11 protein-coding genes are annotated in these 13,282 nt (G+C 63.9%); 9 read left to right on the plus strand and 2 right to left on the minus strand.

Features of this window, described 5'->3' with window-relative positions; genetic code table 11:
* The first annotated feature begins 249 nt into the window (after positions 1 to 249).
* The 4 genes from NKH93_RS05055 (at position 250) to NKH93_RS05070 (ending at position 5,182) form a co-directional block, all read left to right on the plus strand.
* A complete protein-coding gene (locus NKH93_RS05055; protein ID WP_352969416.1) occupies positions 250 to 975 on the plus strand; it encodes a GntR family transcriptional regulator in 726 nt (241 codons plus the stop codon).
* A gap of 50 nt (positions 976 to 1,025) precedes the next feature.
* Positions 1,026 to 2,132: a mandelate racemase/muconate lactonizing enzyme family protein gene (locus tag NKH93_RS05060; RefSeq protein ID WP_352821837.1), complete on the plus strand. Its 1,107-nt coding sequence runs from the start codon at positions 1,026 to 1,028 to the stop codon at positions 2,130 to 2,132.
* A gap of 213 nt (positions 2,133 to 2,345) precedes the next feature.
* Positions 2,346 to 3,668 carry an NAD(P)H-dependent oxidoreductase gene (locus NKH93_RS05065; RefSeq protein WP_352969418.1) on the plus strand — a complete coding sequence of 441 codons (1,323 nt, stop codon included), beginning with the start codon at positions 2,346 to 2,348 and terminating at the stop codon, positions 3,666 to 3,668.
* A gap of 20 nt (positions 3,669 to 3,688) precedes the next feature.
* On the plus strand, positions 3,689 to 5,182 hold the full coding sequence (locus tag NKH93_RS05070; RefSeq protein ID WP_352969420.1) for a xylulokinase: 1,494 nt from the start codon (positions 3,689 to 3,691) through the stop codon (positions 5,180 to 5,182).
* Here NKH93_RS05070 and NKH93_RS05075 read toward each other — a convergent pair.
* Positions 5,179 to 6,141 (minus strand): sugar-binding transcriptional regulator, encoded by a 963-nt coding sequence (locus tag NKH93_RS05075; RefSeq protein ID WP_352473400.1) that lies wholly within the window; start codon positions 6,139 to 6,141, stop codon positions 5,179 to 5,181. The genes NKH93_RS05070 and NKH93_RS05075 overlap by 4 nt on opposite strands.
* Positions 6,142 to 6,449: 308 nt before the next feature.
* Here NKH93_RS05075 and NKH93_RS05080 point away from each other — a divergent pair, with 308 nt between their 5' ends.
* The 5 genes from NKH93_RS05080 to NKH93_RS05100 all read left to right on the plus strand — a co-directional run bounded on the left by NKH93_RS05080 (position 6,450) and on the right by NKH93_RS05100 (position 11,747).
* Positions 6,450 to 7,433, plus strand: coding sequence for an ABC transporter permease (locus NKH93_RS05080; protein WP_502895673.1), 984 nt, complete (start codon positions 6,450 to 6,452; stop codon positions 7,431 to 7,433).
* A gap of 150 nt (positions 7,434 to 7,583) precedes the next feature.
* A complete protein-coding gene (locus tag NKH93_RS05085; protein WP_352768872.1) occupies positions 7,584 to 8,522 on the plus strand; it encodes a sugar ABC transporter substrate-binding protein in 939 nt (312 codons plus the stop codon).
* 33 nt (positions 8,523 to 8,555) lie between these two features.
* A complete protein-coding gene (locus NKH93_RS05090) occupies positions 8,556 to 10,064 on the plus strand; it encodes a sugar ABC transporter ATP-binding protein (protein WP_352969422.1) in 1,509 nt (502 codons plus the stop codon).
* Positions 10,065 to 10,188: 124 nt separating this feature from the next.
* Complete coding sequence (locus NKH93_RS05095) at positions 10,189 to 10,953, plus strand: SDR family oxidoreductase (RefSeq protein WP_352969424.1); 765 nt, start codon at positions 10,189 to 10,191, stop codon at positions 10,951 to 10,953.
* 8 nt (positions 10,954 to 10,961) lie between these two features.
* The gene (locus NKH93_RS05100) at positions 10,962 to 11,747 is read left to right on the plus strand and encodes an SDR family oxidoreductase (protein WP_352768875.1); all 786 of its coding nucleotides are present in this window, start codon (positions 10,962 to 10,964) and stop codon (positions 11,745 to 11,747) included.
* Positions 11,748 to 11,799: 52 nt separating this feature from the next.
* Here the strand turns inward: NKH93_RS05100 and NKH93_RS05105 are convergent, their stop codons facing one another.
* Positions 11,800 to 12,882, minus strand: a complete 1,083-nt coding sequence (locus NKH93_RS05105) for a D-alanine--D-alanine ligase family protein (RefSeq protein WP_502896426.1) — start codon at positions 12,880 to 12,882, stop codon at positions 11,800 to 11,802.
* Between the last annotated feature and the right edge of the window lie 400 nt (positions 12,883 to 13,282).

Below are 13,282 nucleotides of genomic sequence, written 5' to 3' on the forward strand. Positions count from 1 at the left end.
CAAGGGCGCCGTTTTGCTATGTTTCGTTCTACGCAATTCCTTGGGGAAAGCGCTACATACGCCGGCTTCGAGAAGCCGGTGTGATGTTCAGCGATGAAGAACGGGTCGGTTTTTGCGGCCGTGCGGCCTGACGGCCTTGCCGGCGCCGCAAGCCAGCCGGCCAAGCGGAAATCAAGAAATCCACAACCCGCCTCTTGTTAGATTGTCGACAACCTGCTTGTCTTGCTTTCGGTTCCCTGGAGCAGCCGAATGGCAAAGCTGGATTTCAGTCCGATCGGCGATACGACACGCAGGGCCGAGATCGTGGGGCTGCTCCGGCGGGCGATCTTGACCGGCCAGCTGGAACCGGGACAGAAGCTCAACGAACTCAGGATTTCCGAGCAGATGCGGGTGAGCCGCGCGCCGCTGCGCGAGGCGATGCGCGAGCTGGTGCAGGAAGGCATCCTGACCAGCATTCCCTACGCCGGAACCTTCGTCATCGACGTCACCGCCAAGGACATCGACGACGCCTATTCGCTCAACAAGGTGCTCGACGAGTTCGCCATCGCGCGGACCTGGCCGCTGCGCGACCAGCGCTTCTTCGACGAGCTTGACCGGCGCCATGCGGCGGTGAAGCAGGCGACGCGCGAACTGGACACGACGCGGCAGATCGAAACGGCGCTGCAACTGCATGGCCTGATCCACGAATGGGCCGACAATTCGGTGCTGCTTGAAACGTGGCAACGGCTGACCAGCCGGCTGCAGATGTATTTTGCGTTGCACCAGCGGGCGCGCAACGAGCCGGTGCCTGCCGAAGACGTCCACGAGACCTATGTGCGGCTGCTCAAGGGCACCGACATGCCCGCTGCCCAGCGCCATGCCAAGGAGCATATCGATTTGGATTTCGAGGCATTGCTCGCCTATGCGCGCGGGCTGGAACAGCGCGGCTCAAAGGGCGCCGGCGCCGATCGTGCCGGCCGACCTAAAGGCGGCTGAGCCCGACAAATTTGACGGACATCCCGGAACACAGACAACGGACAGAACACGTGCAGATCAAAACCATCAAGGCCTACCATGTCGTACAGCCTTTCGTTGACGGGCCTTACCGTATGTCCAAGGGGCGTGTCGCGGATGCGTTCGACGCGGTGATCGTCGCCGTCACCGCCGACAGCGGCCTCACCGGCTGGGGCGAGATGGCGCCGCTTGGCAATTTCTATTCGCCTGCCTTCGCTGCGGGTACTCGCGCCGGTGTCGTCGAGATCGCGCCGCATCTTATTGGCCATGACCCACGCGGGCTTGCCAGTATCAACAGGCTGATGGACACGGTGTTCAAGGGCCATCCCTACATCAAGTCGACGCTCGACATGGCGTGCTCGGATCTTGCGGCGCGCGCCGCCGACGTGCCGCTGGTCACCCTGCTTGGCGGGCGCGAAAGCGTGACGGCCGAACTCTACAAAGTCGTCACCCACGGCACGGTCGACGCGATGGCCGCACTCGCCAAGCGCATCGTCAAGGACGGCTTTCATCGGCTGCAGGTCAAGGTCGGCGGCAACGTCCATGACGACATCGAACGCGTCACAGCCGTTGCCGCCGCGGTGCCGAAGGGCACCGTCATCTTCTGCGACGCCAATGCCGGCTGGACCCCTTACCAGGCGCGCCAGTTCGTGGATGCAACGCGCACCATCGACTACACGTTCGAGCAGCCCTGCACGACGATCGACGAATGCCTGTCGGTGCGCCGCTCGCTCGACAAGCCGATGGTGCTCGATGAATCCGTCGCCTCGCTTGATGATATGCTCGATATCCATCGCAAGGGCGCGGCCGACGGGCTGACGCTGAAGATCTCACGCCTCGGCGGCGTCACCAAAACGCGCCAGATCCGCGACCTTGCCGTCGACCTCGGCTTCATGATCACGGTCGAGGACACTGGCGGCGCCGAGATCGACACATCGGCCATGGCGCATCTGTCGCTGTCGACGCCGGAGGAGCGCCGGCTGCACGCCATCGCCTTTCACGAATGGGTGACGGTGCGCACCGCATCCAACATGCCGCCGGTTTCGGGAAGCCGTATGGGCATTCCGGATGGGCCGGGCCTCGGCATCGATGTCGTTCCCGGCCTGCTCGGTGCGCCCTTCTTCGAAATCGGCAGCTGAGCTGCAACAAGGCTGCACCCAATCAACCTGAATATGCCGCGTCCTTCTGACTGCGGAGGCACGGCCGTGTGGATTGACCGCTCATCCAATCGTCTTCGGCCGATTGCAGAGCGACAATGCCCAATTGCCGGTTGAAATATTTTTCATTTGCAAATAGAAATGTTCAAAACGTGATTTGGACGCTGCGACGCGTCAGGAACTGGAGGAAGCGACATGTCCCATCCGCAATTTGCAGCGGAACTTCTGCAGCGCGCTGAACAGCAGGGGCCGATCACCATCGGGCTTGCCGGCGCCGGACAGATGGGCACCGACATCGTCGTCCAGGTCGCGCTGATGCCGGGCATGCGGATCGGCGCCATTTCCGAAGTCAGGCCGCAGGCAGCGATCGACGCGGCGCTGCTCGCTGGCCATGACCGTTCCGACATCGTCCAGGCCGGCAATGCGGCCGCGATCGACCGCGCCATCGAGGCCGGCAAGATCGCGGTGACCGAAGATTTGCATGCGCTGGCGGCGGCCGGCCGGATCGACGTCATCATCGACGCGACGGGCAATCCCAATATCGGCACGCTGTTCGCGCTGGAAGTGATGAAGAACGGCAAGCACATCGTCATGCTCAATGTCGAGGCCGACATCACCATCGGCCGTTTCCTCAAGGACGAAGCGCGTAAGGCTGGCGTCGTATATACCGGTGCGGCCGGCGACGAGCCGGCCTGCACGCTGGAGATCATCGGCTTTGCCAAGAGCCTCGGCTTCAACATCATCGCCGCCGGCAAGGGCAAGAACAATCCGCTGAAGATCGACGCCATGCCGGCCGACTACGAGAAGGAGGCGGCCGAGCGCAACATGAATGCGCGCATGCTGGTCGAATTCGTCGACGGCTCGAAGACGGCGATCGAGATGGTGGCGATCGCCAATGCGACCGGCCTAGTGCCCGATGTGCCGGGCATGCACGGCCCGACCGCGACGCTGGAGGAGTTGGCCACCGTGCTTTGCCCGCGCGAGGATGGCGGCGTGCTGCATCGCAAGGGCGTTGTCGATTACTCGATCGGCAAGGGTGTGGCGCCCGGCGTGTTCTGCATCATCGAGACCCGGCATCCGCGTGTGCTGGAGCGCATGATCGACCTCAAGGTCGGCAAGGGCCCCTATTTCACGATCTTCCGGCCCTATCATCTGACCAGCCTGGAAGTGCCGCTGTCGGCGGCGCGTGCCGTCGTCTACAAGCGTGCGGACATGGAGCCGCTCGACCATCCGGTCGCCGAGGCGGTGGCGGTTGCCAAGAGCGATCTTGGTGTGGGCCAATCTCTCGGCATGATCGGCGAGAACGACTATCGCGGCTTCGCCATGACCTGGGGGGATGCGCGCGCCCGCGGCGCCCTGCCGCTCGGCCTTGCCGAACGCGCCAAGGTGGTCAAGCCGCTCAAGACCGGCGACTTCCTGACCTATGAAAATTGTGTACCCGACGATTCGATGGTGATAACCCAGATCCGCCGCCGTCTCGACCAGTCGGACGGACGGTTCGTTACAAACGCAGCCTGACCCCGCCGGATCTCCGCCTGATGGACGATGTCGTAATCGGGATCGACGCCTCGACCACGGCCGTGAAGGCGATTGCCTTCACGCGCGCCGGCGAGGAGCTGTTCCAGGCGCGCGAGCCGTACCCGCTTTCAAATCCGAAGCCCGGCCATTTCGAGCAGGACGCCGAACATTGGTGGACGGCGCTGCTTGGCGCATTGAGGCAGGTCACCGAGGCGGTCGGCGCTGCGCGGGTGGCGGCGATCTGCATCGCTCACCAGCGAGAGACCTTCACGCTGGTGGACAGCGCCGGCAAAGCACTCATGCCGGCGATCCTGTGGCTCGACGAACGCGCCCGGCCGCAGGTTATCAGGCTTTCGACCGAACTCGGCCGCGAGGCGATCCGCGACTGGAGCGGCAAGCCGCCGGACCCGACGCCGGCGCTCTACGCCATTGCCTGGCTTGCCGAGCACCAGCCGCAAGTGCTTCGCCAGGCAGCGGCACTGGTCGACGTGCACGGTTTCTTCGTCCAGCGGCTGACCGGGCGATTGGTCACCAGCACCGCAAGTGCGGATCCGCTCGGGCTGCTCGACGTCGAGAAAGGTACCTGGCATCCCCGCCTCGTTGCGGCCGCCGGACTGCAGATGGAGCAATTGCCCGAGCTGGTCGCGCCAGGCGTGGTCTGCGGCAGTCTTTCCGCAAGCATAGCGCAGCTGACCGGCCTGAGGGCCGGCACGCCGGTCGTTGCCGGCGCTGGGGACGGCCAGGCGATGGGCCTCGGCATGGGCGTCTACGGCGAGGGCAAGAGCTATCTCTCGCTCGGCTCCGGCGTGGTCAGCGGCTGCTATTCCGGCAAGGTGAAAACCTCGGACGCCTTTCGAACGCTGGTTTCGCCGACCGGCTCCGGTTTCATGCTTGAGACCGTGCTGCGCTCGGGCATGCAGCTGGTCGACTGGATCGTCCGCACCACCCGCTCGCCGTCAGCCGCTGCGCTGGAGAAAGTGGCGCTGAATGTTGCCGCGGGCAGCGAGGGCCTGCTCATCATGCCCTATTGGGCCGGCGTCATGAGCCCGTATTGGGACGGTGCGGCGCGCGGCGCCATTGTCGGCCTGTCGCTCGATCACCGGCCGGAGCATCTCTTCCGCGCTGTCCTGGAAGGCATCGCCTTCGAGCAGGCCGTCGCCACCGAGGCCATGGAAGCCCAGGCCGGCGGACCGGCGGCGATGATTGCCGCCGGCGGCGGCACCAATTGCGCGCTGCTAATGCAGATCATGGCAAGCGTGCTCGAGCGGCCGCTCTCGGTTTCGCCGGTCAACGAAGCCGCCGCACTCGGCGCTGCCATGCTGGCGGCAGCGGCTGTCGGCTGGTTTGCCTCGCCGGAAGCCGCAGCAGAGGTAATGGCTGCCGCTCCCACCAGGCATGTCGATCCGGTCGACGGGCTTGTCGCCGCCTATCGCAGCCGCAAGGAAATCTACCGCGACCTTTATCAGGCGACGCGCGACATCCACACCCGCCTCAGCGCTCTCGGCGAAATCTAGCGGTTGAGCAGGCCCTTGGCCGCGTCTTCGTCGGTGATCAGAACCGATACCTTGGTGTTGGCGAGCGCAGCCCGCATTACCGCTACCTTCTCGCTGCCTCCCGACACCAGGATGATGCTCGGGATATCCGACAGATCCTGCAGCGGATAGGCGCAGACGCGGCGGTTGACCTCGTGGTCGACCGGGCGGCCCTCGGCGTCGATGAAATGACACAGAATATCGCCGACGGCACCGGCCGCCTGCAATTCCTCGAGTTCGCTTGGCTTGATGAAGCCGTAATTGGCGATCGGGCTGTCGTTGGAAAACGAGCCGACGCTGAGCACGGCGATGTTTGCCCGGCGTGCACGGAAGACGACGTCCTGAACGCTGCGCTGGCTCATGAAAGCGTCGCGTTGCTCCGGCCTGTCGGCATAGACCGGCACCGGCAGCAGGAAGCACTCCGCACCGATCTTTTCGGCGAAATCCCAGGCGCTTTCTGTCGGGTTGAGCGGCTGGGCATGGGTGAGGCCGCCAAGCATCGAAACCACCGTCGTCCTGGCGATGGGCCGCCGCGGCAATTCATTGATGGCGAATTTCAGTGTCCGCCCCCAGCCCAGTGCGATGACATCGCCGGCATTCACATGGTCGGCCAGGTAGGCGGCGGCGGCGTGGCCGATCATCAGCGGCGCGTTGCTTCGGTCGGCCGCCGACGGCACCACAACAGCCTGGCTGAGCCCGAACCGCTGCTTGAGGCTTTCCTCCAAAATCACGCATTCGACGACGCTGTCGCGGATGCGAAACTGGACGACACCCTCTTCGCGGGCGGCGGAGAGAATGCGATGCACCTTGATGCGGCCGACGCCGAGAATTTCGGAAATCCGCTCCTGTGTAAGACCCTCGACATAATAGTGCCAGGCGGCGCGGGCCTTGAGTTCGGCGTCGGGGAAGCGCGGGGCTCTTTCGTTCTCTACGATCGTCATCTGTTTGCCTTGCCGCAGCCGCCGGCTCTGCTCATGATATTCCAATCCGGCGACTTCGAAATGCCCAAGATTTCGGAGACCTTGCGTAAGGCAAACCGGCGGACAGCGCAAACCCGTCGTCGAATGAAGCGGCAGGCCTTGACAATTTTCCGACGAACAGTTTAGCTGAACAAAATTGCATGTTAAAGATAAATTGTTCACAGGGAGGGGCCTGGTGAACAAAGTGGCCCGGTGATGCAGCGCCGGATTGCTGTGGAGGAGACAAAGTGGCTGTGAGCAACGACGCAAGCAATTTGAAGGCAGGCGAGTTGAAGGCAGGCTCTGGCGCGCAGGCTACGGCGGGCGCAAGGTTTTCGGCTGTCTTTGCCGGAACCATGGGTCCGCTGATCGGGCTGGCTCTGCTGTGCCTGGCGCTCTCGCTGACTACCGACACGTTCCTGACCATCCGCAACATCCTCAACGTGCTCGACCAGGTCACCGTGCTCGGCATCATGGCGATCGGCATGACGCTGGTCATCCTGATCGGCGGCATCGACCTGTCCGTCGGCTCGGTGCTGGCGCTGGCTTCCATGGTGATGGGCTTCGTCGCCCATCCGGACTATCTCAATCTCGGCCTGCCCGCCGGCATCGCCGCGGCCCTCGTCGTCGCCGGTCTTTGCGGCCTGGTTTCGGGCCTGCTGGTGACGGTCACCAAGCTGCCGCCCTTCATCGCCACGTTGGCGATGATGTCGGTGGCGCGCGGCCTCGCCAACATGATCACCGACGGCTCGCAGATCGTCGGCTTTCCCGACTGGTTCACCAGCCTGTCGATAATCCGCCATTTCGGCTTCCTCTCGGTCACCGTCGGGCTGATGATCGTGCTTGCCGTCATTTTCGCGATCTTCCTGAATTATCGCGCTACCGGCCGTAGCCTGTACGCAATCGGCGGCAGCGCCGAAGTCGCCCGGCTGTCCGGCATACCGGTCAAGTCGCTGACAAACTGGGTCTATGCGATCTGCGCCGTGCTGGCCGGTCTCGCCGGCATCGTGCTTGCCGCCCGGCTCGATTCCGTCCAGCCGAGCTCCGGCCTTGGCTACGAACTCGACACCATCGCGGCGGTGGTGATCGGCGGCGCCAGCCTGTCGGGCGGCGTCGGTTCGATCGGCGGCACAGCCATCGGCGTCCTCATCATCGGCGTGCTGCGCAACGGGCTGAACCTGCTCGGTGTCTCGCCCTTCATCCAGCAAGTGGTTATCGGCGTGGTGATCGCGCTGGCGGTGGCCACCGACACGTGGCGGCGCCGAGCACAATGAAGAATGGGGCACAATGAAGAATTGGGCTCAATGAGATTCGCCCCGATATTCGGGCGAAAACGGATCGGTGATCCGAAACTGGGAGTTGTTCGGCCAAGGGGCGCCGCGATGCGCGGGCAGGACAGATTGAACATCAACGGAGGAATAAACATGCTGACCAAACGTTCATTGCTGCTTGCCGCCGCGGCCGTCATCCCGCTGCTTGGCCTGTCCGACATGGCCTCGGCCAAGGAGGCCAAAAAGCTCGGGCTCGCCGTCGCCAATCTGCAGGCCGACTTCTTCAACCAGATCAAGCAGTCCGTCGAAGCCTACGGCAAGGAAAAGGGCATCGAGGTCGTTACCGTCGACGCCAAGGGCGATTCGGCGACTCAGGTCAGCCAGGTGCAGGACCTGATCACGCAGAACATCGATGCGCTGATCTATATTCCGGCCGGCGCCACCGCCGCCACCGTGCCGACCAAGACCGCCAAGGCTGCCGGCATCCCGGTCGTCAATGTCGACCGCAACGCCAACGGCGCGCCCGGCGATACCTTCATCGCAACCAACAGCGTGGCATCGGCCAAGGCGGTTTGCGACTACATCGCCAAGCAGGCCGGCGGCAAGGGCGAGCTGATCATCATCCACGGCCAGAAGGGCACGACGCCCGAAGTCGACCGCTCGAAGGGCTGCGGCGAAGCGCTGAAAGGCTATCCCGACATCAAGGTTGTCGGAGAATTGTGGAGCGAAGGCTGGCACCAGGACGAAGGTTTCAAGCTGACGCAGGATCTGTTGCAGTCGCACCCCGACGTGTCGATCGTCATCGGCCAGGCCGATGCGCTGGCGCTCGGTGCGGCGCAGGCGGTCAAGGTCGCCAATCCCGGCCATAAGGTCTGGGTTGCCGGCTTCGACGGCGATGTGGCGGCGCTCAAGGCACTGAAGGACGGCGTCTTCGACGTGACCGCGACGCAGCAAACCCAGGGCATGGGCCGGCTCGCCGTCGACGCAGCAATCAAGCTGGTGGCCGGCGAGACCATTCCCGCCGAACAACTGCAGGATGCGACGCTGACCACCAAGGACAATGTCGAGCAGTTCATCGCCAAGCATCCCTGATTGAGACCAGTCCGGCAGTCGACGAGCGCAACGATGTCCACCGATCCTCGCCACACGCACAGCGCCAATAACGGGCTCGTCGTCAGCGGCCTCTGCAAAAGCTACGGGCCGGTGCAGGTCCTGGCCGATGCGAGCTTCGAGGTGCGGCCGGGCGAGGTCGTGGCGCTGCTTGGCGAAAACGGCGCCGGCAAGTCCACCGTCTCGAACATCATCGCCGGCTCGACCAAACCCGATGGTGGCACCATCACCTGGCGGGGGAACCCTTATTCCCCCGCCAATCCTGCCGCGGCGATCGACGCCGGCATCGGCATGATCCACCAGGAGCTGAAGCTCTTGCCCGATCTGTCGGTCGCGGAAAATGTCTATGTCGGGCGCCTGCCGATGCGTGGCGGCCGCATCGACCGCGCGGCAATGAATGCACGGGCATCGGCCCAGTTGAAGCGCCTCGGCCTCGATGTCTCGCCCGAGCGCAAGGTGCGCACGCTGCGTATCGCCGCCCAGCAGCAGGTCGAGATCGCCAAGGCGCTGACGCTCAATGCCGAGCTGCTGATCTTCGACGAACCAACGGCAGCCCTTGGCGGCGAGGAAACGGAGCTCCTGTTCCAGCAGATCCGCAAGCTCAAGGCGGAAGGCATGTCCTTCATCTATATCAGCCACCGGCTGGACGAGATCGCCCAGATCGCCGATCGCGTGGTGGTGATGCGCGACGGGCGCATCGTCGCCCGGCACGAGCGCGCCGACATTCCGGTGCGCACCGTCGTCGAGCAAATGGTCGGCCGCAGTGTCGAGCGGATGTTCCCTACGATATCGGCGCCGGGCAACGACACGCTGCTCGAGGTCGAGAACCTGTCCTCGCCGGAACGCAGCTTTCAAAATGTCAGCTTTTCAGTGCGGGCCGGCGAAATCCTCGGCATTGCCGGGCTGATCGGCGCCGGACGCACGGAGCTGGTGCGGGCGATCGCCGGTGCCGATCCGATCTCATCGGGATCGGTGCGCGTCGCCGGCAAGCCGGTGCATCTCAATGGCCCGGCGGCGGCGATCAAGGCCGGCGTCGTCCTGGTACCGGAAGACCGCAAGGCGCAGGGCGTGGTGCTCGACCAGACGATCGGCGAGAACCTGGCGATCGGCAATTTCGACCATGTGGCGCCGAATGGCTGGGTGTTTCCGAAGGCAGTGCAGAAATTCGCCGAGGCCGGCATTCGCCGGCTTGGCGTCAAGGGCCGGCCGAACCAGGCGGTCAGCAAGCTTTCAGGCGGCAACCAGCAGAAGGTGATCATCGCCAAATGGGTGTCGCGCCCGCCCAAGGTGTTCATCCTGGACGAGCCGACGCGCGGCATCGACGTCGGTGCACGCGCCGCGATCTATGATGTCATTGCCGACCTTGCCCGCTCCGGCATGGCGGTGGTGGTGGTGAGCTCCGACCTCGAGGAAGTGCTCGGCCTGTCACATCGCGTGCTGGTGCTGAGCCGCGGCCGGCAACGCGGCATTCTCGACCGCAGCGAAGCAAGCAATATCGCCGTGATGGAACTCGCCACGAGCTAGGACGCCCATCGAAACAAAGCGCAGCAGGTGGTATCCTCCCAGGCACCAGACCGCGCGGGGCGCCAGCAACAGAGTTGGCGCCCCTTTATTCCGGAGGACGGCGGTTGGAGCAGAGGGACCGACGATGAAATTATTCGACCTTCATGGTGACGTGGCACTTGTGACAGGCGCCGGCAGCGGCATCGGGCAGGCAATCGCCATTGGGCTGGCCGAAGCCGGCGCCGACATAGCCTGCTTCGGCCACGCCTCGAAAGGCGGGCTGGAGGAGACCGCGCACCGGATCACGGCACTCGGCCGCAAGGCGCTGGTGCTGAACGGCACAGTGACTTCAGAGACCGATCTCGCGGCCGCGATCGAGCGTACGGAGATGGAACTCGGCGCGTTGACCATCGCCGTCAACAATGCCGGCGTCGCCGGAGCTGAGCCGGCAGAGACGCTGTCGCTGGAGAAATGGCAGAAGCTCTATGACGTCAATGTCAGCGGCGTGTTTCTGTCCTGCCAGGCCGAGGCCCGCGCCATGCTGACGCGGCGCAAGGGCTCGATCATCAACATCGCGTCGATGTCGGGCTCGATCGTCAATCGCGGCCTGACCCAGGCGCATTACAATTCGTCGAAGGCCGCGGTCATCCACATGTCGAAGAGCCTCGCCATGGAATGGGCCGATCGCGGCCTGCGCGTCAATGTCGTCAGCCCCGGCTACACGCTGACGCCGATGAACAAGCGGCCGGAGGTCGCCGACCAGGTCAGGATCTTTGAGCGCGACACGCCGATGGGCCGCATGGCGGCGCCGGAAGAGATGGTCGGCCCGACCGTGTTCCTGGCCAGCCGCGCCTCGAGTTTCGTCACCGGCATCGACCTGATCGTCGATGGCGGCTTCGTCTGCTGGTAGGAGAAAAGATGCAGAAGCGATTCCAGGGAAAAACGGCGGTCATCACCGGCGCCAGCGGCGGCATCGGCGCGGCAATGGCCAGGCGCTTCGCGGCGGAAGGTGCCGCGGTCGTCGTCAGCGCCATCGACGCGCGCGTCGAAGAGGTCGCCGCCGATCTCAAGGCTGCGGGCGCCAGGGTCGCATCGCTGCGCATGGATGTGACGAAGAAAGACGAAGTCGTCGCCCTCTATGACCTAGCCGAGCAGGAGTTCGGCCGCGTCGATGTCTCCGTGCAGAATGCCGGTGTCATCACCATCGCCAGGATCGAGGCGATGACCGAGGCCGAATGGGACAAGGTGATGGCTGTCAACACCAAGGGCGTGTTCCTGTGCTGCCAGGAGGCGATCGCGCGCATCCGCAAGCATGGCGATGGCGGCCGGCTGATCAACACCGCATCCGGCCAGGCGCGGCAGGGCTTTATCTACACGCCGCATTATGCGGCCTCGAAATTCGGCGTCGTCGGCGTCACCCAGAGCCTGGCCAAGGAAGTGGCCAAGGAGAAGATCACCGTCAACGCGATCTGCCCCGGCATCATCGACACCGATATGTGGGCCTATAACGATGCCGCATGGGGCAAGTTGATGGGCGACTACAAGCCCGGCGAGCTGATGGCCGAATGGGTGAAGAACATCCCGATGGGCCGCGCCGGCAGCGGCGAGGACGTCTCCGGCCTGGTCAGCTTTCTCGCCAGCGACGATGCGGCCTACATCACCGGCCAGACCATCAATGTCGATGGCGGCCTGATCATGTCGTGAGCGGCGCGGGCCGACGTACCATCGACCGGATATGAATGCCGCTTCGCTGCGTTCAGGCTGCTCGGCCCGCCCGAGCCAATCCATGTTCCACGAGCCGGTCGATGATTTCGGAATAGCTGACGCCGCTTGCCGCCATTGCCTTGGAATACATGCTGATGTCGGTGAAGCCGGGGATGGTGTTGATTTCATTGACCAGGAACTGCATGTCCGGCGTCAGAAAGAAGTCGATGCGGGCCATCCCGTCACAGCCGACGGCTCTGAAAGCCCTTGCGGCCACGTCCCGCATGCCTGCTTCGACCTCCGGCGGCAGATCGGCCGGCACTCTTAGCGCCGCGCCGTTCTCGTCGATGTATTTGGCATCGTAGCTATAGAAATCATGGCTTTCGGCCGGCACGATCTCGCCTGGCCGCGAGACGAAAAGGTCGCCTGCCGGGTCCTCCAACACGCTATATTCGATCTCGCGCCCACGAATGAATTCCTCAGCCAACAGCTTGCAATCGTGCCGGAAGGCTTCAGCAAGCGCTCCATCGAATTCCTGGCTGGCATGGACTTTTCCGACGCCGACAGACGATCCCTGACGCGCCGGTTTGATGAAGAACGGCAGGCCGAGCTCGCCTTCCAGTGTGGCGAGGGCGGGCGCCGCACCTTCATGGATCGTCACTGAGCGCGCGATTGGCAGCCCCGCCGCTTCCAGGAGCCGTTTGGCGATGTCCTTGTCCAGCGCGGTTGCCGAACCCAGGATGCCGCAGCCGGCGAGCGGCACCCGAGCCACCTCGGCCACCCCCTGTACCGAGCCGTCTTCGCCATGAGGGCCGTGCAGTACGGGAAACAGGATGTCGATCTTCGGCAGGTCATAGGGCGTGCCGTCGGCCGGGATCGCCATCATCCGTCCGTGCCCGCCCGGAACCAGGCAAACTTCCAAACCGCCCGCAGGCTTTGCGAGCGTACCATCCTGGAAGCTGCTCAGCAGCCACTGTCCTTCGCGCGTGACGAAGATTGGGACGGCATCGTATTTGGTGGGCAGCAGCGCACGCATGACATTGGTTGCTGAAAGCGCCGAAACGTCATGCTCGGCTGAACGTCCGCCAAAGAGCACGGCGATGCGCAGTCTGTTCAAGGAAGAGGTCTGCTGCATTGTATCGGTACCCTATCTTGCGGCTCGCATATGGGATGATCGGCAACCTTGGCTTTTTTCGAACCGATCTGCGGGTCCATGTAAAAAGACGGGCCGTGAAATTGGCACCGGCGTTATTCGTTGCGCGACATGACCGTTGGTATATATAATTTCATCTCATGAAAGTGGCTCTGGGCGAGTTGCGGAGCCAACAGCCGAGATCATGGGACTTTGATGGTTTGCCCCTCAAGACCGGCGATCGATCCGTGGATGACTGCTTTGGCAGCAATCCTTCGGCAGTCATGACGCGGCCGGTCCCCGCCACATCTTCACCAATTTGGGCACCACCCCCGTTTTGCGCCGGCATCCGCTTCGGCAGCATTGTGGCGCCTACGGCCTTGCGCAACGACCAGCTTTTCCA

This window comes from Mesorhizobium sp. M0954 (assembly GCF_040319155.1).
Taxonomy (GTDB): Bacteria; Pseudomonadota; Alphaproteobacteria; order Rhizobiales; family Rhizobiaceae; genus Mesorhizobium.